Source organism: Anaerospora hongkongensis, from assembly GCF_004339805.1.
In the GTDB taxonomy this organism is placed as follows: Bacteria; Bacillota; Negativicutes; order Sporomusales; family DSM-15969; genus Anaerospora; species Anaerospora hongkongensis.
Genome location: NZ_SLUI01000007.1, coordinates 189,667 through 210,569, shown reverse-complemented (window position 1 = coordinate 210,569; position 20,903 = coordinate 189,667). Strand labels below are relative to the sequence as shown.

Below are 20,903 nucleotides of genomic sequence, written 5' to 3'. Positions count from 1 at the left end.
CTTTTCGTTGATATTTATTATCTGTTAATATTGAATTAGAGATTAATTAAATCCAGAACAAGGTTAAAGGAGGCACAAATTATGGGAAAAGTAGTGGGTATTGATTTAGGTACTACCAATTCAGTCATTGCCGTACTCGAGGGAGAACGTCCGGAGGTTATTACAAATGTGGAAGGCGGCAGAACTACCCCGTCAGTTGTTGCATTCCGCGATAGTGAACGCCTTGTCGGACAACTTGCCAAACGGCAGTCTGTCTTAAACCCAACCAAAACCTTCTATTCCGTCAAACGGTTTATGGGACGCCGGTTTAATGAAGTAACGGATGAAATGAAACTGGTTCCCTATAAAGTGGATCAAGGGCCGGATAATACTGTTAAATTTACAGTAGACGATAAACAGTATGCACCTGAGGAAATATCGGCTCAAGTTCTGCGTAAACTGGTCGATGATGCCAGTAAATTTCTGGGAGAAAAAATAACCGATGCCGTTATCACGGTACCGGCGTACTTTAATGATGCACAGCGTCAGGCGACAAAAGATGCCGGTCGAATTGCCGGCCTTAATGTGCTGAGAATTATCAATGAACCGACCGCCGCCGCCCTTGCCTATGGACTGGACAAGAAAAAAAATGAAACGATTCTGGTTTTTGACTTGGGCGGTGGAACATTTGATGTATCGGTCCTGGAAGTGGGCGATGGCGTATTTGAAGTAAAATCGACGAATGGTGATACCCATCTGGGCGGCGATGATTTTGACAAAGTAATTGTCGATTGGCTGGCCGCTGAATTTAAAAAGAATAATGGTATCGATTTATTACAGGACAAGCAAGCCCTTCAGCGAATGACGGAAGCAGCGGAAAAAGCCAAAATTGAACTGTCGGCCGTACTGGAAACCAGTATTAGCCTGCCTTTTGTTACAGCCGATGCCAGTGGCCCAAAACATCTGGAAAGCAAGCTTACACGGGCAAAATTTGATGAATTAACCCGGGAACTGCTGGAGCGCTGCCGGATTCCGGTGGAAAAAGCGCTGTCAGATGCCAAGCTTTCCGCTAAAGATATTGATGAAGTCATTCTGGTTGGCGGCTCTACCCGCATACCGGCCGTTCATCGTCTGGTTAAAGCAATGACCGGCAAGGAACCCAACCAGAGTGTCAACCCCGATGAAGTCGTAGCTGTAGGAGCTGCCATACAAGGGGCAGTCCTAAGCGGCGACCTGAAAGACGTAGTCCTGCTCGATGTTACTCCACTCTCCCTCGGACTGGAAACACTTGGCGGCGTCATGACAAAGCTGATTGAGCGAAACACGACCATACCTGCCCGCCGCAGCCAAATCTTCAGCACCGCTGACGATAATCAGGCCGAAGTTCAAATCCATGTTTTGCAGGGTGAACGGGAAATGGCAACCGCCAACCGTACTCTCGGCACGTTTAAATTAAGCGGCATTCCTCTGGCTCCCCGCGGCACTCCCCAGATTGAAGTAACATTCGACATCGATGCGAACGGTATTTTAACGGTTAGCGCCAAAGATAACGCCTCCGGCAAGGAACAATCCATTACGATCAGCGGTTCAAGCAATCTGGACAAATCAGACATTGACCGCATGGTGGCTGACGCCAGGCAGTATGCCGAAGAAGACAAAAACCGGCGTCAGCAGGTTGAATTGAAGAATGAAGTGGACTCGCTCTCCTACCAGGCCCGAAGCCTGCTCACCGAAAAATCCGACACACTGCCGGTACACGTCACAGGCCGTTTACAAACTGCCCTGGAAGCGGCTCAACAGGCGCTGGAGACAGCTGCTCCCATCAGTACGCTTCGCCAGTTCAAAGAGGAATTGGAGCAGGCTTATAGCCAGGCCTGCCAGTGCAAGCCGGAGCCTAACCAGCAAAATCAGTTCCATAGCCCTAACGCATCCTCCAAACAGCATGACGATATTATTGATGCTGAATTTGAATAATCCTGTAACGCATCCAAAAGAAATAGGCAGGTGATGCTTATGCAATACATCGACTACTACCAGGTACTGGGAGTCAGCAAAAGCGCCTCGGAAAAAGAAATCAAACAAGCCTATCGCCATTTAGCCAGAAAACATCATCCTGACCTTCATCAGGGTGATGCCAAAACAAAGGCGGAAGAACAGTTTAAACAAATTAATGAAGCATACGAAGTTTTAGGCGATCCTGAGAAACGGGCCAAATATGACAAACTAGGCATGAACTGGCAAGCCGGTGATGAGGTTAACTTTGATCCTTCCGGCATGGGTGGTGGCTATAACTACAGTTATCAGCAGCCGCAAGATTTTGATCTTAACGGCTTTGGCTTCAGCGATTTTTTCTCCCAGTTTTTTGGTCAGGATTTTGCCCGAGCTCATCAGGGCAGCGGCCAGCAATACCGGTCTGCGGCTTATAAAGGCGAAGATATTGATGCTCAGATCAGCTTATCAGTAGATGAGCTGATCCGGGGTGTGGAAAAAGAACTGCAGCTCGCTGTCCCTAACGCCTGTTCGGCTTGCGGCGGACAACGTTTCACACAGCGGGGAGTCTGTCATGCCTGCGGCGGAACGGGCGTAACCGAAGACAGCAAAACGGTTAAAGTAACCATTCCTGCCGGCCTCTACCCCGGTGCCACCCTTCGCCTGAAAGGGCTGGGCGGTAAAGGCTACGGTGACGGTCCTCCCGGCGATCTCTATCTGCATCTCAAGGCCGGTGTCACTCGCGGCTGGCAGATAAACGGCAGTGATTTAGAAACGGAACTAACCGTTTTTCCGGAACAAGCCGTGCTTGGCGACAAACTACAGGTGCCCACGCCTCATGGTCAGGTACAGCTTAAGCTGCAGCCAGGAATTCATAACGGCCAGAAGCTCAGGCTGAGAAGTAAGGGCTTGCCTAAAAAAGATGGTTCACGGGGAGATCTTTATTTCAAAGTGCGCATTGATATCCCGGCTGTTCTATCGGAAGAGGAAACGTCATTATACCGGCAAATTCAGGAACTGCGCCTAAAAAAACAGTAACAGGGAGGTAACCCAATATGGCTCAAGATAAATTTACCCAGAAAGCTTCTGCTGCCATGCAGGAAGCCCAGCAGCTTGCAGCGCTCAACTACCACCAGGAATTAACTACCCGCCATCTGCTGCTGGCTCTCGCCAAAGACAACGAGGGAATTATTGCTTATCTATTATCCCAATTTGCGATCCAGCCCTATGTACTGCAGGCCAAAGCGGAGCAGCTCGTTAAAAATATTCCTTCCGTCCGCGGTCAGGATACGACACTGCGCATGAATACCGCAATGGTCCGGGTATTGGCAGTAGCGGAAAACCAGGCGGCCTCTATGAAGGACGAATATGTCAGTGTCGAGCATCTGCTGCTGGCTATTGTGGAAGACGGCGATGCGGATGTTGTCACCGCCTGCAAGGAATTAGGCCTGTCCCGCAGCCGGATGCTGCGGATTATTAACGAATTTCGCGGTGGCAGAACGGTCACCTCTGATAATCCGGAAGAGGCCATGCAGGCACTCAACAAATATGGCCGGAATTTGACCGACCTGGCACGCGACGGTAAGCTGGATCCCGTAATCGGCCGCGACGAAGAAATCCGCCGGGTAATAGAGATCCTCTCGCGCCGTACCAAAAATAATCCGGTGCTGATTGGAGAACCGGGCGTCGGCAAAACGGCCATTGTCGAAGGCCTCGCCCGCCGGATCATAGCCGGTGATGTTCCGGAAGGCTTAAAAAACAAAACGGTTTATTCACTTGACCTTAGCTCAATGGTAGCCGGTGCCAAATACCGTGGAGAGTTTGAAGAACGTCTGAAAAACGTGCTGGCTGAAATAACAAAATCAGACGGGAAAATCATTCTTTTCATCGATGAGCTGCATACCGTGGTTGGTGCCGGTGCTGCCGAAGGTGCGATGGATGCCGGCAATATCTTAAAACCGATGCTTGCCAGAGGCGAACTTCGCTGCATCGGCGCCACCACCCTCAACGAATACCGCAAGCACATTGAAAAAGATACCGCCCTGGAACGCCGCTTTCAACCTGTTATGGTTGATCAGCCTGATGTAGAAGACACCATATCCATCTTAAGGGGTTTACGGGAACGTTACGAAGTTCATCACGGCGTCCGCATCAAAGATGCGGCCCTTGTTGCAGCTGCCGTCTTATCCGACCGGTATATTACCGACCGCTTCCTGCCGGACAAAGCAATCGATCTTGTTGATGAAGCTGCCGCTAAGCTCCGTACAGAAATCGACTCTATGCCCAGTGAGCTGGATGACTCACTGCGCCGCGTAATGCAGTTGGAAATTGAGGAACAGGCACTGAAAAAAGAAGCCGATCCAGCCTCGGCGGAAAAGCTGCACCGGATTGGCGAAGAGCTTGCTAATTTAAAGCAGGCCGCCGACTCATTAAAAGCACAATGGCAGATGGAAAAACAGGGTATTTTACGTCTGCGAAATCTCAAAAAGGAGATTGAAGGAGTCCGTACCGAAATGGAAGCCGCCGAGAGAAGCTATGATCTGAACCGGCTTGCCGAACTGAAATACGGCCGCCTCCCGGAATTGGAGCAGCGGTTAAAAAATGAAGAGGCGCTGCTGACGGAAAAACGCTCCCATAAGGTAATGCTGAAAGAAGAAGTCGATGAAGACGACATCGCCAAGATTGTCAGCCGCTGGACAGGTGTTCCTGTCACTCGTCTGCTCACTGGCGAACGGGAAAAGCTGACCCATTTGGAAGACACGCTCCATAAGCGCGTTGTCGGCCAGGATGCTGCCGTAACAGCCATCAGTGAAGCAGTCATCCGTGCCCGTGCAGGTATTAAAGATCCTAACCGACCCATCGGCTCCTTCATCTTCCTTGGTCCTACCGGTGTCGGTAAAACAGAGCTGGCCAAAACACTGGCAGAAGTGCTCTTTGATGATGAACGCAGCATGATTCGCATCGACATGAGCGAATACATGGAAAAGCACACCGTTTCCCGCCTCATTGGCGCCCCGCCTGGTTATGTGGGATATGACGAAGGCGGCCAGCTTACCGAGGCCGTTCGCCGCCGCCCCTATAGCGTCATTCTCCTGGATGAAGTCGAAAAAGCCCACAACGACGTCTTTAATGTCCTGCTGCAAATTCTTGATGACGGCCGTCTGACCGACGGAAAGGGCCGCACGGTAGATTTTAAAAACACGGTTATTATCATGACTTCCAACATTGGTTCCCATGAAATCCTGAACAATGAGTTTGCAGCAGCCAAAGAGCGTGTTCTGGAAATCATGAAGCATCACTTCCGGCCTGAGTTTCTCAATCGCATCGATGATATTATTGTCTTCAACGCCCTGACGAGCGGACAGGTTGGCGAAATTGCCGCCATGCTGCTGAACAGTCTGGACAAGCGGCTCAAAAAACAATTGAACATCAGTCTCTCTTGGGATAATAAGACCCTGGCCCTGCTTGCCAAAGAAGGCTACGATCCCAACTTCGGTGCACGGCCGCTTAAACGCCTGATCAGCCGTCTTGTTGAAACCGAGCTTAGCAAAAAGATCATTAAAGGAGAAGTACCTGAAGGCAGCCATGTAGAATTAAGCACCAGCGGCGATAAAATCGTTGTAGGCGTCCTGCTCAAACCCGAGACAGTATAATTGCTCATTTAGGGTTATCACGAATATTATCACACACACTCCTTGCATCAAACAATGAGAAAGACGAAATGAGGATGACGCAAAATGCTTTTGAAAAGCAATGTGTCACCCTCATTTTCTTATGTTTTCAGGGCAAAGAGATGCGTGGCAAAAGGTCTAGGCCTGTGTGCTTATACTCTGCCAGCAGGCAGCTATTGACAGCCTCCCGGTAAAAGGGGCCGCCATGACCACTGTATAGGGTATGGGCACAGTCCAGCAATTTTTTGACGCTAGCAAATAATGCCTGTTCACTGACGGCAAAATAGGCCAAACAAGGCTTACCGCCAAAAGGATTTGCAACAATTAAATCTCCGGTGACAGCCTGGCCGGAGGCAAGAACTACCGAAAGGGAACAATCGGTATGGCCGGGTGTAGGGATTATTTTGCCTGGGAAGCCATAGGAACTTAAATCAAATCCGGCAGTAATGGTAATATCCGGTATTACAGGGACAGCTGCTGTCAGAACATCATGCCGGAGCAATTTACTTACCTTATCCCCAAGGGCGTTACGCGCTACTATGGCGGCATTCTGGCCGCTTGATAAATACATTGCCGCCTTTTCATGACACAGTATGGGAGCACCTGTAAGCTTTTGCAGCATCGCCGCCTCACCATAATGATCACTATGTCCGTGAGTTATCACTATCAGCTTAATGTCCTGCAACTCCATTTGCACTGCAGCTAACAACCTGGCATATTTTTCTGCTCCTACCCGAATGCCTGTATCAATTAAAATAGCATTGCAATCGGATTGAAGGAGTGTAGCCTGAGAAAATCCCAATTGCAGCACAGTAATCGTAATAACGGTTACCCCACCTTCACTCCGGGTGGCCAGTGAATGGCCTGACCTCGGACTTGCAAGGCTGCCTCTGCTATTGCTTCACTCACGGTAGGATGAGCATGAATGGTCGCTATAAGTTCATCCACTGTTGCCTCCAGCGTCATGGCCAGCACCATTTCAGCAATTAAATCAGTAGCGCGGGGACCAACGATATGCGCTCCTAAAACTGTCCCGTACTGTTCATCGGCAATAATTTTAACCAAGCCGGACTCACAGCCTTCAATCAGGGATTTCCCATTCGCCATTAAGGGAAACACGCCTGTCTTATAAGCCAGCCCCCGGGCTTGAGCTTGTTCTTCGGTTATGCCCACGCCGGCTACCTCCGGACTGGTATAAATGCAGTATGGAATGACCTCCCCATTATAGACTGACTGATGCCCCAATGCATGTTCCACAGCCGCAACTCCTTGGGCCGATGCCGCATGGGCCAGCATAATCTGAGCATTACAATCGCCTATTGCGTAGATATGGGGAACAGTAGTGGCGAAATGCTCATTAACAACGATTTTACCCTGATCTAATAAAACTCCGGCCGCTTCAAGGCCCATTCCACCAACACTGGCTTTTCGGCCGGTTGCAATTAAAATATATTCACCGGTTACCTCCTGCTGTTCGCTGCCCTGCCAAATCAGTGCCGTCAGCCCGGCAGCTTTTTTCTTAATTTCACTTAGACGCGCTTCCGTCATAAACGTCACGCCTAAGTTGACTAAATGCTCCCGCAGCCGTGCTGCTACTTGTCCGTCAACAGGCGGCAATATCTGAGGCATCATTTCCACTACAGTAACTTTTGTGCCAAAAGCATTATAAAGGGCAGCAAATTCGGTGCCAATAACGCCACCGCCGATAATAACCAGCGATTTGGGGATCTGCGGGAGACTAAGAGCGCCTGTACTATCAATAACACCCGCATGATTTACTCCCGGCACAGGGATTTGTACCGGAACCGACCCCACTGCCAGCACCACAATATCAGCTGTCAGTTGCACCGGGGTGGGTCCGGAGACCGCTACAGTATGGGCATCCTGTAAAACAGCCTGACCCATATGAAGCTCAACCTTGTTGGCTTTGAGCAGCCCGGCCACACCTTGAACCAGTCGTTTGACAATGCTCTCTTTACGCACCATCAAGCTTTTCCAGTCGATTTGCGCCTGGCCTATCGTGAGGCCGTGTGCCCCATGGCGCAGCGTATGATAAAGCTCGGCTGTGTGCAAGAGTGCTTTGGTGGGAATGCAGCCGACGTTCAGGCAGGTTCCACCAAGATATTCTTTCTCTACCAAATGCACTTCTGCACCAAGCTGTGCTGCGCGGATAGCTGCCACATACCCGCCGGGGCCACCGCCAATAACAACAATCCGTTTTTTCATCGTTAAACTCTCCGTTTCCATTTTAATAATTCCAGCTATTTGCAGCTTGCCGCTGTCGAGCGCAAGTTATTAAAAGAGCGGGCAGAATGATAAGAGCTGCGGACCATCGGACCGGCTACAACCTGACCGAAACCCAAAGCATAGGCTGCTTGCTCTAATTGCTGAAAGACGGCGGGATGAATATATTCTGCCACCGGTATATGCTGTCGGGAAGGACTCAAATATTGGCCCAGAGTTATCATCCGGCATCCAGCCGTTCTTAGATCCTGCATCACTTGCACCACTTCCTCATAACGCTCGCCCAATCCCAGCATCAGCCCTGACTTAGTAATACTCCGGCCGCTCTGTCCAGCACGATTTAGCAGTTCAAGCGATCGTTCATAAACAGCCTGCGGCCGTACCTGCCGGTACAGCCTAGGCACCGTTTCCATATTATGACTGAGTACATGAGGAGCAGCCTCCACGACCTGCCTGAGACATTCTTCCTTCCCTCGGAAGTCCGGCACCAATACCTCGATGGTAACAGCAGGGCATAGCTCACGAATCGTCCGGATGGTAGCGGCAAAATGACCGGCACCGTCATCGGCCAAATCATCACGGGTCACAGAAGTTACCACAATATGCTGCAACCCCAGCTGCCTGGCAGTTTCCGCCACAGCTTTTGGTTCATCTATTCGCAGCGGAAGTGGCAAACTGCTGCTGTTGACTGCACAAAACCGGCAATGACGCGTACAAACATTCCCCATAATCATAAACGTGCAGGTTTTTTGGCTAAAGCATTCGCCAATATTAGGACAATCGGCACTTTCACATACCGTATGCAGCCTTCCCTCTCCCAGCAGCTTTTGCATCCAGTCCAGATCATCCCGCTTAGGTGCGGGAACAACCAGCCAGGATGGTTTCCTTTGCATCCTCTGTCATCCCCTTTACACTATCAAAGCTGATATTTTTAAGCCGAATACGAAATAATTCTTCAAGCTGCCGCCTAAGTTCGCACCGCACTGCAGCGATGTCTGTCATTCCTGAAATATTCTTCATCGAAGTGACACCGAATTGACTGATGCCGCAAGGAGTTATCAACGAAAAGTGACGCATATCAGGACAGATATTTAACGAAACGCCATGCATAGTCACCCATTTGCGAATAGCGATCCCCAGCGCACCTATTTTAGCATCGCCAGCCCAGACTCCAGGATATTGCGTTTTTCGTTCGGCTTCAATGCCGAAGAATCGCAGGGTACGGAGCAAAAGCTCCTCCATTTTTCTGGCAAAGGCATGAACATCACGATCTTCCCCTTGTAAGGCAATAATCGGATAGCATACCAACTGACCAGGGCCATGATAAGTAATGTCTCCACCGCGATTCGTTTCATAGACCTTGATATTTTCCTGCTGCAATACGCTTTTGTCAGCTCGAATATGCTCCTGTCCGCCTTTTCTGCCAATTGTCAAACAAGGCTTATGCTCAAGAACCAGAAAAGTATCGCCGATCCGGCCCAGCTGCCTGGCAAGGTTAAGCTGCTGCTGGACGTGATATATCTCGCCGTAGTCACAAAGCCCCAGCTCCAAATAATACCCTATTCTGTTCATCTCAGACTCCTTCAAACTGCGCCTAAATCAATGCCGAAAAGGGATTCTCAATTAGGTTTATCAGCAGGGCTAAAAATTCAGCCGCCGGTGCACCATCAAGCACGCGGTGGTCGCAAACCAGCGAAAGACCCATTAAGGGACGAATGATAACTTCGCCATTTACGGCCACTGGTGTATCCACAGTCCTGCCAACACCCAAAATGGCTGCTTCGGGCTGATTGATAATCGGTGTGAAAAATTCTACTGACCGGTAGGCACCTAAATTACTGATGGTAAAGGTTCCTCCCTGAAACTCGTTTGGTGACAGCCGGTTTTCTTTGGCTCGCTGGGATAGGTCTTTTATTTCCCGGCTGATTTGAGAAACTGCTTTATTGTCGGCATTGCGCACAACCGGCACGATTAAACCGTTTGGAATGGCTACTGCCACGCCGACATGAACATCATGATACATTTTGATTTGATCGCCGGACAGAGCAACATTTACGGCCGGCATTTTTCTGAGGGCAATTGCTACAATCTTAACCAGCATATCGGTAACAGTAAGCTTTTCTTCGAGCGAAGCATTAATGGTTTGCCGCAGTGCCAATAGTTCGCTCACATCGGCGCGGCCATGATAATCGACTTTTACTGCCGTATCCCGGCTTCTGATCATATTATCACCAATTGCTTTGCGCATTCCTGTATAGGGAATAGCGGTATATCGGCCTTCAGCCTGATTGACTGCCGGCAGCGCAGCAATCTGGGGTAATGGTGCAGCCTGCTGCTCTTTCGCCTGACGGGCAGCAATTGCTTTTTCCACATCCACCCGGACAATCCGGCCTGCCGGGCCCGTGCCTGACAGGGTGTGAATAGCCAGTCCGGCTTCAGCTGCTATTTTTCGGGCTAAGGGTGAAGCTTTTGTCCGGCCTCCTGTCACAACCGGAGGCTGAATTGGGGCAGCTGCATCGGTCGCTTGCTTGCCAGTATAGGCTATCGATTCACCGGCTGCGCCGATAAAGCCTAATAGGCCTCCTACCTCCAGTTCCTCTTCTTCCCGAGCCACTATCTTCAACAAAATACCGTCACCAGGTGCTTCAACAGTATTAGTAAGCTTGTCAGTCATAACCTCCAAAACAGATTCACCCTTGCTGATAGCCTCTCCCTCATTTTTTAGCCATTTCACAACCGTACCGGTTACCATGGAAAGACCCATTTTCGGCATTGTAATTTCAATAGCCATTTACCTTACACTCCTTTGACATTCAATTCCCCAAGCGAAGTAAAAAAATTGTTTTTAACGGCGTCTGTCAATATCGCCTTACTATCCGCCACGAATGGACCCGCAAAAGTAAGCTGAATTGCAACCTCATCCTTCTCCGTTACTTCCATTTCCCGTTCCCCGTCCAAAGCCAGTAAACATGGTCCGGCTGCTATCTTCACATACGCTCCCACTTGTATTACCTCAAACTGCTTGATTGGTATAGGAAGAATCAATCCGGGGGCAATGGGCGCCACAACAGAGGTACCGCCTGTCCCGAAGCATAGCGATAATCCGCAGGGTTCGTAAGCCGCTACAGGATGTGCAGCACCGCCAATAGCCGAAATCCCCAGATTATCCGGTTCACCTCTCGTCAGTACTGCCTGGAGCATCCTTTCAGGATGCCAGATAGCCCGTGCTCCTGTAAAACTCTGATCCAGTACTACTGCATCAATGAGCGCGCTATCAACGGGACAGCCGTTCTTATAAACAACTAATAATTTCGTCTGGTTTACACCCGCCTTGTTATCAGGACCGCGCTTGGCGATAATCCCGGCTGCCAGGCCGGCAATAGTCCCTTCCACCATGACTGGAAAGACATTATTGGTGCCTGTCGACACCGGTACTAGTGGAATATCTTCGCAGCCCTTTGCTACCATCCGGTTGGTTCCGTCCCCACCCAGTGTCACCAAACAATCGGCTCCAGCCTGCCTCATCAAGCGGGCTGCCAGCAGGCTATCACGCTGGGTACCGGTTATTTCCATATCGACAGGCATGATTTTTAACTTCAGAGACTGACAACAGCTTATGCCCTGAATGGCCTTCGGCACAATTCCATAGTAATCAGGCATAAACAAAACCCGGTCCACGCCGGCAGCTGCCAGCCCTAGTAAGAGCCGGCGAACAATATTAACTTTTTCCTGGTTATCAAAAACAGTACCGTAGGCTACCAGCCGCCGTATATCTTTTCCCGATGCCGGGTTAGCAATAATTCCCACCGTAGCCACAAAGCGCCGCCCTCCTTGCTGCTAACTTGAATACCTGCGCGAGAAGCTAAAACAGTCCTTTTACCGCAGCAATAATTTTGGCAGCATTCGGTAAATACGCAGCTTCCATATTCGGATTAAAGGGAACCGGTGTATCCACGGCTGTTACGCGCACAATAGGTGCATCCAGCAGATCGAAACCTTCTTCTATTACAATTGCTGCAATTTCTCCCCCAAAGCACCCTGTTCTAACCGCCTCATTTACCACCACCAGGCGGCCCGTTTTTCCAACTGATTGCAAAATACTGTCTTTATCCAGCGGCACCAGCGTGCGCAAATCAATGACTTCCGCATTAATCCCCTCTTTGGCTAAAGCCTCGGCAGCTTGCAGTGCTTTATGTACCATCCAGGACCATGCAACAATGGTTACATCTGAACCTGAGCGCCTAATGGCCGCTTTACCAAGGGAAACGGCATAGTCCCCTTCGGGAACTTCGTCACTTAAGCTGTACAGCTGCTTGTGTTCAATAAACATCACTGGATTATCATCGCGAATAGCAGCAAGCAACAGTCCTTTCGCATCGGCCGGAGTGGCCGGCATAACTGTTTTAATGCCGGGAATATGTGTAAACCAGGCCTCTATACACTGCGAATGCTGGGCGGAGGCTGTCATCCCACCTCCGCATGGTGTTCGTACTACCATTGGAACCTTGGCCTTTCCGCCAAACATATAACGCATCTTTGCAGCCTGATTGAAAAGCTCATCCATGCAGACACCCATAAAATCAATAAACATAATCTCTACAACCGGTCGCAGGCCTGCTGCCGCCGCACCGACAGCGTGTCCGACAATGGCAGTTTCGCTAATGGGCGTATCCAGCACCCGGCCGGGAAATTCCCCAAACAAGCCTGTCGTAACCCCGAAGCAGCCGCCAAAAGGGCCAACATCCTGCCCTGCCAGGTATACATTTCCATCTTGATTCATTGCTACTCTTAACCCATCCCGAATTGCTTCAGCATATGTCATCTTCATGATCTTCACCCTTTCGTATCAAGTTTAATTAGGCATAAACATCAGTCAGGACGTCCCGGATATCAGGTTCGGGACTACTTTCAGCAAAAGCAACAGCCTCATTAATTTGCTGTTCTACCTGGCGCTCAATTTGGGTCAATTCTGCTGCAGTAGCCAGCTTTAGCGCAATAATTTTTTGTGAAAGCTTAACAATCGGATCATTATCCAGCCATTTTTCCTGTTCGGCCGGATCTTTATAAGCTCCCGGATCACCTTCAAAATGGCCGCGATGACGCCACGTTTTATACTCAATCAGACTGGGGCCGTCTCCCTTGCGAGCCCGTTCCACTGCTGCCAGCGCGGTTTCATAAACAGCGACTACATCGTTGCCGTCAGTTGACATTCCAGGTATTCCATAAGCCGCCGCCCTGTCGGACACATCGCCGACGTTCATATGATTTTTTTGATGATTCGAGATGCCAAAGCTATTATTTTCACAAACAAATACTACCGGCAATTTCCAAACAGCAGCCAGATTGAGCGCTTCATGGAAGGTTCCCCGGTTGGAAGCGGCATCACCAAAAAAGCATACAGCTACATCATTTGTCTTTTTATACTTGCAGGCAAAGGCAGCCCCTACAGAGATAGGCTGACCGGCTCCCACAATGCCGTTAGCCCCAAGGATACCTAAATCAATATCAGCAATATGCATGGAACCGCCTTTGCCTTTGCAATATCCAGTCGCTCTGGCAAACAACTCAGCCATCATCAAGTCTACTTTCCCACCTTTTGCAATCAGATGCCCATGCCCGCGATGGGTGCTGGTAATGTAATCTCTAGCGGTTAATGTGGCACACACTCCGGTAGCTACAGCTTCCTCGCCAATATACAGATGGACAAAGCCGGGCAGCTTGCCGGCACTGAATAGATCGACCGCTTTATTTTCAAAGTAACGAATGGTTAACATGGTTTTGTAAAATGCCAACAGCTCATCCTTGTTAGTTTTCATCTTGTCTCCCCCATATTTATTAGTTTCTAGCTCTTCTCCGGCTATTACATAAAAACAGTTTATGAAAACAGTCTGCCAACTGCTTCCTATCAACCTGCTTTACATTTCCTCCACCTCCTATTTCTTAACTTAATGAATTGCTTATCCTTACATATAGCAATCGGTATACCAACTTTCGTAATTTTAAGCTACTATCCAAATATTTTTTTAATTTTTCAGTAAAATGCACTTATCCGTTCGTTTTTACCCAAAAATCTGCCGCAATAACAGGCAAAAAAAAACACCGGTTCTTTATCCGGTGTTTCCTGCTGCCAGCTTTACGGGCTGCGATCTTAATAGATTGTATTGATACTATTGCACTGGTGCAGTGTGTCGCTACAACTACACTACATTGATACTACACTTTATGATTGATCTTCAAGTGAATACAGACGCATTTTGCGATAAAGTGTAGTCCGTGCTATCCCCATATGCTTTGCCACCTGGCTGATATTTCCGCCATACTGAGCCAATAATGCCAATACCTCCGCACATTCCTGTTGAGCTATCTGCCGTTGTTTTTTTTCTTTAAATAAACTGCGTCCTGTCAGGGGAGAAACCGACAAAGCCTGTATGCGAATATCAGGACGTAATATTTCAGCCGGCAGCTGCAGCAGGGTAATACTGCCATCATCATTTAAATGTACGGCACGCTCAACCACATTATATAATTCCCGCACATTTCCCGGCCAGCTATAATTGCGTAAGCAGTCCAGTACGGCTGTATCTACCGTATAGCTCCTGCTGTTTTCTTGTCCGGCCAATTCGACGAAATGCCTGAAAAGTAAAACACTGTCTTCACCTCGCTCACGGAGCGGAGGAATCGCTAAAGAAATAACATTTAAGCGGTAATATAAATCACGGCGAAAGGTTCCTTGTTCTACCGCCTGCAGAAGATCTTTATTGGTAGCACAAATAATGCGCACATCAATTGCGACTATGTTTTCACTCCCGATTCTGCTAAGCTTTTTCTCCTGCAATACCCGCAGCAATGTTACCTGCTGTTCTACCGGCATATCGCCAATTTCATCCAGGAAAAGTGTCCCTCCGGCAGCTAACTCAAATTTTCCTGGCTGTCCCCCCCGCTTGGCACCAGTAAAGGCACCCTCTGCATACCCAAACAATTCACTTCCTATTAATTCGCGCGGAATAGCACCGCAATTAACGGCAACAAAGGGACCGCTTCCGCGAGAGCTGTGCCGGTGAATCGCCTGAGCAAACATTTCCTTCCCGGTACCGCTTTCCCCTTGCAGCAAAATGCTCGAGGTACTTGCAGCCGCCAGTTTCGCCAACCGGATAGTTTCCGATATAGCCGGGCTTCGACCGATAATATCACTAAACTGAAAACTAGCCTGATAACCGGTTTGAACAGTTTGCTGCAATGGTTTAATTATGATGATTGCACCGTGAATCCCATTTTCATCCATAATGGCTTCCCCTGATACCAGGCAATGCTTTACACCATTTTTTGAAGGTATCAGCATTTTTTGTTCAAAGCAGCCTACCTGCTTATTCAGTACGTTTCGGGTGAGCGGTGCCAGCATGCTGTAAGCTGCCTCCACCGACTGCCCCATTACCGTCGAAGACGTTTTAAACAGTTTCTGAGTCGTATTATTGGTAGTTACGATTACCCCTTCTTTATCAACAATAATAATCCCCTCGGACATAGCATGAAAAACACCATTCATGCGTTTATGAGCAAGCAGTGCCTCACGGTGCTGTCGTTGTATCTTTAGCTGCATGGCAATTGCCTCCGCTGCCGCCACTACCATTCCCAGCGTATGAGGATAGGCAGCGCAGCAAGGACCGGAAATATCCAAAACAGCAATCATTTTGCCCTGCTCGTCAAAAATTGGCGCTGCCGCACAAGTCCAGCGATGATGCTCCATGCAGTAATGCTCACATCCGGTAATTTGTACCGGGATTTTGCCGGAAAGGACCAATCCAATAGCATTTGTACCTACCTGAAGTTCACTCCAGTTTGCACCCGGAACAAAGTTAAGATAGTGTGCATTTTTTAGGCATGTATCATCACCGAAGTTTTCCAGTATATACCCCTTAGTATCAGCTAAAACAACAATAAAACCAGAATTGCGAAAAAACTGATACAGATTCTGCATAAACGGCTTGGCGATCCGGATAATGGCTTCATTTTGCTCCAGAAAAGCCTGTAAGACGGTTTGATCAATGTCAATACAGCCTTTCCCTTCCCGATAATCAATCTTGTGCTCCATACAATACTGCCAGGACTGAGATACAGCACTGCTTACGCAGTCTGCTTCAATTTCTCCGCAGTCAATGAATTTTTTCCATGCTCTTGCTTTATCATCATCATTGGCACTCATGCGTATACTCACTCCCCGCAGCAAAATAAGAAACAGAATTATCTAATAAATAATCATTCCCCGTATATGGTTAAAATCCTGTTTCTGATATTGCTTGAGCATAGAATACAAAAAAATACCCGGTATGCTATCTTTCGATATACCAGGCATCTCCTGAACTTACTCTGCTGATAGGCGCCAAAGATACAAGGAAGCAATTGTGCCATAAGGGGAATAGCGCTTTTTATATCTTTCAAATTTCGCCTTATCCAGCTTCTTATGATGATACAACCGCATCATTCCCCGCCGGATAGCAAGGTCTCCCCAGCTTACCACGTCTTTTCGCTGTAAAGAAAAGGTCATTAACATCTCGGCAGTCCACAAGCCAATCCCATTTAGTGAACAAAGGCGCCTGCAGACTTCCTCATCAGACAGCTGCGAAAGCTCATTCAGGTTAAGCTCCCCCTGCGACACCGCTTTAGCAATGTTTTTTATCCAGACAGCCTTCTTCATGGTCATGCCGCACTGCTGCACATCCTCAACCGCCTGCTCGGCCATGTTTTCAGCCGTTATTTCACCAAAACGCTCCTGCATGCGCCCCCAAATGGTATCTACGGCCTTCATGGAAATCTGCTGCGCCACAATGCTATTTACCAGGGCAGTAAATAAGTCAGGAATAACTTCGCGCTCAATAAACCCGATACGCTTAATTGCTTCGCCCAGTTTTTTGTCCTTCTTTTTTAAATAGTCGAGCTCTTTTTGTCCATACTGAAATATCGCCACTAGCGTCGTCCCTACTTCCAACTTAGCTTTTTATCCGTTTTTCCAGCTCAAGCAAAAATTGTTTCCTATCTAACCCCCCCAGGTAACCGGTAAGCTCTCCCCGGGCTCCAATTACCCGGTGGCAGGGTATGAATAGGGACAGGGGATTTTTGCTGTTAGCATGCCCTACTGCCCTGGCGGCAGTTGGACTGCCGATAGCTTCAGCGATTTCCCGGTAGGTTCGCGTTTCGCCATAAGGGATCGTCAGCAAAGCTTCCCATACCCGCTGCATAAATACTGTTCCTTCAGGTGCCAGCGGAAGATCGAACGCCTGGCGGCTTCCTGCAAGATATTCCTGTAATTGCCGGCCTGCCTCACAGAGCAGTCCGGTTTCTTCGTATATCGCTTCGTGCGGAATAGCCCCCTCATCAAAATACAGATTCGTAACTGCCTGCCCATCTTCAGCGATAGCTAGCTTCCCAATACAGGTTTGATAAAAAAACACCGTTTTCATTAGCCTTGTCCTCCTGCGCAGACCGCACTCTAAACTCATTATACGGTCAAACCAGGCTGTTTGTCTTACGAAATATTACGATTTAATTCTGCTGCTCAAATAACTCTTTTACCTGCTTCAGCTCATTGCGAATGCCAATCCCCTGTGGGCAGTGACTTTCACATTTCCCACACTCGATACAGGCGGAAGCAGGCGATGCCATTTTGGTTATAATTCCATACCGCTGCTTCGCTGCAGGAGTTTCGTCAAAGACCCAATGGTCATTATAGGTTGCAAAACAGCCGGGAATATTAATGCCTGCCGGACAGGGCATGCAATACGAACAAGCCGTACAATTCACTCTGATTCTTTCCGTAAAGATTTGCTTCACTTCGTCAATAATTGCCGTTTCCTGAGCAGTGAACGAATTGGGCTGAGCATCTTGCGCCACTTTGATATTTTCAACAACCTGTTCCATTGCCGACATACCACTTAATACAACTGATACTTCCGGATGATTCCAGACCCAGCGCAACCCCCATTCGGCCGGTGACTTTTTCTTGTCAGCCCGGTCAATTACTGCTTTTGCTGCTTGCGGCAGATTTACAATGTTCCCCCCTCGTAACGGTTCCATAATGACAATCCCTAAATTCTTCTTCGCTGCATATTCTAAGCCTTCTTTGCCGGCCTGGTAGTCTTCGTCCAAATAGTTATACTGAATCTGGCAGAAAGACCAGTCATAATAATCGACAATTTCCTTAAACAACTCTTTTTGATCATGAAAAGAAAAACCGGCATATTTAATTCTTCCGTCTTTGAGCGCTGTATTTAAAAATTCGCTAATACCAGCTTCCTTCAATTTCGGCCAAACACCAGAATTTAAAGAATGGACCAAGTAAAAATCAATATGATCGGTTTGCAGCCGCTCCAGCTGCTCATTTAAATAGCGATCCATATCCGCTCGTGTTTTAATCAGCCAGCTGGGAAGCTTCGTAGCCAGCTTCACTTTTTCCCGGTAACCGTCTTGCAGTGCCTTGCCGACAAATGGCTCACTTGCTCCGCCGTGAGTAAAACCGGTGCCGTGATAGGGATAAGCAGTATCTACATAATTTACCCCATTGTCAATTGCATAGCGGACCATTTTCACGGCCTGAGCTTCGTCGATCTGGGTCGGATCGCCACCGATAACCGGCAGCCGCATACAGCCAAATCCTAAAACAGATACCATTTCATTCGTCTTACCAAACTTTCTGTACAACATGTGAATTCCTCCCTCATTCTCGTACTTTCCTACTTTTTAGTCCAAACTATTTCTTGACCGCATCCCATATGGCATCTACACCGGCATCAAGTGCAGCATCCGCTAATTCTGCTTTACCTGACAGACAAAGCTTCACCAGAGAAATCGTTGCCCCATAGGCAAGCGTACTCAGCATTTCCAAAGGCAGCTCCTTAAGCAGGCCCTCTTCCCTGGCTCTGATAAACATAGTATTGACCGGTGCAAACATGCGTAATCCCTCTGCGTGTGTTGCTGCGGTAATTAGCGGCGAATTGGCATACTGCTCCATAAAATAAAGTTCCTGCGGGTTGTCACGAAAGTAAGCGATTATATTGCGCAGCAGCAGGATAAAGCTTTCATGCACAGGCAAACTCTCCGTATAATGGCGAAGCGTGTGCCGGGCAAGCCGTGATTTTACATGAATATACAGCTCATTAATCAATTCTTCTTTGCTGGCGAAATAGCGATAAATTGTTCCCACACCTACATTTGCCTGTTGGGCGATTTGCGACATGGGTGTGCCATGAAAGCCTTGTTCGGCTATCAGCTTCAGCGCCGCCTGAAGAGCGGCAGCTTTTTTATCCGGTAATTTTTCGTCCATTACTGTCTCCCTATAAAATTCTAGTAACCGGAATGAACGTTCATTCCCTTATGGATAAAGTTACCAGGAAACAGTGTTTTTGTCAATTCCTTTTGCCTACTGTTTCCCTTTATATGCGGTTACCTTATTTCTAAATTCTTTGCTGGTATACAGTGCCTTATCCGCTAAATGCAGTAACTCATTGACTGAATCGGTGTTGCCGGGATAGACCGCCATACCTATACTTACCGTATATCCATTCAACGATTTTTCACACCGCGAGCGGATTTCTTCTGCCATATCAGCAACCTCAGCATCTGTACTGTTTCGCGTGATGACGGCAAATTCATCACCCCCGAAGCGAAATACGGCTCTGGCTCCTACGACCGACACTATGATTGCAGCAATTTTTCTTAATACTTCATCTCCGCATAAATGACCTTGGGAATCATTGATTTGCTTAAAGTAATCGATATCCATGATCATAATCCCCACATGCTGCAGCATATGGTTTTGAATTTCAGTTTCAATCGTATTTACCATTTTTTCAAAAGACCTGCGATTATATACTTTTGTCAATTCATCTAAACCGGCAGCTCCCTCTAATGTCGTATGGACCTCTTCCAGCCTTTTAACAGTATCATTATACACTTGAATCATCATGTCGAATTCCGCTGCATAACCCTCGGACGGAATTTGTTTATAACTGCCTTTTTTAATCGAACTGAACCCTTCTAAAAGCATAGCCAATGGCTTTGTATAGCGGCGAACGGTATATGTCCCGATGCCAATGATGGTTAGGATAGCAAATATAGACACAGCCAGCATTTCCAATATGATAATCCTGCGGGTTTTGGCAATTTCAGCTGTCGGTGTAATAACACTAACTGTCCAGTTTAATTCGGAAACCTTACTATAGCCAATATACTGGTCCATACCGGTATAGTTTTTCCCTATTTTTGCTCCCGACACACCTTCCACAAGCTCAGCAATTGCTCCCTTTTTCCCGATACGCTCCTTATCGGTATGATAAACGACAATACCTTCATTATCCAGTATCGTAATAAATCCACCCCGGCCAAAAGTCTTATTGTCAAACAGCGACGTTAAACTTGGGCCATGAAGTCGGCACACACCAACAACTACCCCGGAAATCTTACCATTTTCCCAAATAGGGGTAGCAATTGCAATAACCTTCCGGCCCCAGGGACTCGTAAAAACGCCGCTGATATAGGTTTCCCCTTTGATTGCCCGCTGAAAATAATCCCTATCTGATAAATTGAACACAGTAATATCATTTGTATTGCCGCTGACCAAAGAAATTGTTCCACTTTTGTCCAGAACCATGAGCATATCAATAGCAGGGATAAGCCTGTTCACTTCATCAAGCAGTTCCTGATCCTGTCTTATGCGGCGATTAGCTGCAACAGTCTTCAAAGAGTCGGCCGTGTTATGAAAGTAACCCAATAGCTGCTCAGCTACATTCATCGCTGCTTTTTCATTCGTTGTTAATAATAGCGAGTCTGTAGTGGTAAGAAAAAACCGATCAAAAACAACGAATTGTATGATACTGCTGATAATAACTAATCCACTGAGTAATAACGTTATTCTATGTAAAAACCGCATCAGATCACTCAACTTTCAAATTGGGGCATGATTTTCATTATTATAACAAATCTGATCTGTTGTGGGAACTGTTTTCCTTGCCACCATATGACGGACTCTTT

The 20,903-nt window shown here is 47.9% G+C and carries 17 protein-coding genes; 3 read left to right on the top strand and 14 right to left on the bottom strand.

The window, feature by feature from the left end; all coding sequences use genetic code 11:
- Positions 1–81 precede the first annotated feature (81 nt).
- Genes dnaK through clpB form a run of 3 tightly spaced genes read left to right on the top strand, consistent with a single transcriptional unit; the run spans position 82 to position 5,621 of the window.
- A complete protein-coding gene (gene dnaK / locus EV210_RS12095; protein ID WP_132080637.1) occupies positions 82–1,953 on the top strand; it encodes a molecular chaperone DnaK in 1,872 nt (623 codons plus the stop codon).
- Between the two features lie 39 nt (positions 1,954–1,992).
- Positions 1,993–3,006 carry a DnaJ C-terminal domain-containing protein gene (locus EV210_RS12090; protein ID WP_132080635.1) on the top strand — a complete coding sequence of 338 codons (1,014 nt, stop codon included), beginning with the start codon at positions 1,993–1,995 and terminating at the stop codon, positions 3,004–3,006.
- A gap of 17 nt (positions 3,007–3,023) precedes the next feature.
- Positions 3,024–5,621: an ATP-dependent chaperone ClpB gene (clpB, locus tag EV210_RS12085; protein ID WP_132080632.1), complete on the top strand. Its 2,598-nt coding sequence runs from the start codon at positions 3,024–3,026 to the stop codon at positions 5,619–5,621.
- A gap of 127 nt (positions 5,622–5,748) precedes the next feature.
- Here the strand turns inward: clpB and EV210_RS12080 are convergent, their stop codons facing one another.
- The 14 genes from EV210_RS12080 to EV210_RS12015 all read right to left on the bottom strand — a co-directional run bounded on the left by EV210_RS12080 (position 5,749) and on the right by EV210_RS12015 (position 20,802).
- Positions 5,749–6,450: an MBL fold metallo-hydrolase gene (locus tag EV210_RS12080; RefSeq protein ID WP_243650533.1), complete on the bottom strand. Its 702-nt coding sequence runs from the start codon at positions 6,448–6,450 to the stop codon at positions 5,749–5,751.
- A 17-nt stretch (positions 6,451–6,467) separates the two neighbouring features.
- A complete protein-coding gene (gene lpdA, locus EV210_RS12075; protein ID WP_132080625.1) occupies positions 6,468–7,865 on the bottom strand; it encodes a dihydrolipoyl dehydrogenase in 1,398 nt (465 codons plus the stop codon).
- A 35-nt stretch (positions 7,866–7,900) separates the two neighbouring features.
- Positions 7,901–8,776, bottom strand: a complete 876-nt coding sequence (gene lipA, locus EV210_RS12070) for a lipoyl synthase (protein WP_132080622.1) — start codon at positions 8,774–8,776, stop codon at positions 7,901–7,903.
- Entirely contained in the window at positions 8,736–9,455 is a 720-nt protein-coding gene (gene lipB / locus EV210_RS12065; protein WP_132080619.1) for a lipoyl(octanoyl) transferase LipB, read from the bottom strand. Before lipB ends, lipA begins: the two co-directional genes overlap by 41 nt.
- A 22-nt stretch (positions 9,456–9,477) precedes the next feature.
- Entirely contained in the window at positions 9,478–10,674 is a 1,197-nt protein-coding gene (locus EV210_RS12060) for a dihydrolipoamide acetyltransferase family protein (RefSeq protein ID WP_132080616.1), read from the bottom strand.
- 5 nt (positions 10,675–10,679) lie between these two features.
- Positions 10,680–11,699 carry an ATP-NAD kinase family protein gene (locus tag EV210_RS12055; RefSeq protein WP_132080613.1) on the bottom strand — a complete coding sequence of 340 codons (1,020 nt, stop codon included), beginning with the start codon at positions 11,697–11,699 and terminating at the stop codon, positions 10,680–10,682.
- A 46-nt stretch (positions 11,700–11,745) separates the two neighbouring features.
- A complete protein-coding gene (locus tag EV210_RS12050) occupies positions 11,746–12,711 on the bottom strand; it encodes an alpha-ketoacid dehydrogenase subunit beta (RefSeq protein WP_207900715.1) in 966 nt (321 codons plus the stop codon).
- A gap of 28 nt (positions 12,712–12,739) precedes the next feature.
- A complete protein-coding gene (locus EV210_RS12045) occupies positions 12,740–13,699 on the bottom strand; it encodes a thiamine pyrophosphate-dependent dehydrogenase E1 component subunit alpha (protein WP_132080610.1) in 960 nt (319 codons plus the stop codon).
- A gap of 404 nt (positions 13,700–14,103) precedes the next feature.
- The gene (locus tag EV210_RS12040) at positions 14,104–16,083 is read right to left on the bottom strand and encodes a sigma-54-dependent Fis family transcriptional regulator (protein WP_132080607.1); all 1,980 of its coding nucleotides are present in this window, start codon (positions 16,081–16,083) and stop codon (positions 14,104–14,106) included.
- A 159-nt stretch (positions 16,084–16,242) separates the two neighbouring features.
- Positions 16,243–16,845, bottom strand: a complete 603-nt coding sequence (locus EV210_RS12035; RefSeq protein ID WP_132080604.1) for a DNA-3-methyladenine glycosylase family protein — start codon at positions 16,843–16,845, stop codon at positions 16,243–16,245.
- 22 nt (positions 16,846–16,867) lie between these two features.
- Positions 16,868–17,338: a methylated-DNA--[protein]-cysteine S-methyltransferase gene (locus EV210_RS12030; RefSeq protein WP_132080601.1), complete on the bottom strand. Its 471-nt coding sequence runs from the start codon at positions 17,336–17,338 to the stop codon at positions 16,868–16,870.
- A gap of 82 nt (positions 17,339–17,420) precedes the next feature.
- Entirely contained in the window at positions 17,421–18,578 is a 1,158-nt protein-coding gene (locus tag EV210_RS12025; RefSeq protein WP_132080598.1) for an aldo/keto reductase, read from the bottom strand.
- 46 nt (positions 18,579–18,624) lie between these two features.
- Positions 18,625–19,197: a TetR/AcrR family transcriptional regulator gene (locus EV210_RS12020; protein WP_132080594.1), complete on the bottom strand. Its 573-nt coding sequence runs from the start codon at positions 19,195–19,197 to the stop codon at positions 18,625–18,627.
- Positions 19,198–19,293: 96 nt separating this feature from the next.
- Positions 19,294–20,802, bottom strand: a complete 1,509-nt coding sequence (locus EV210_RS12015; protein ID WP_132080591.1) for a sensor domain-containing diguanylate cyclase — start codon at positions 20,800–20,802, stop codon at positions 19,294–19,296.
- Positions 20,803–20,903: the final 101 nt, after the last annotated feature.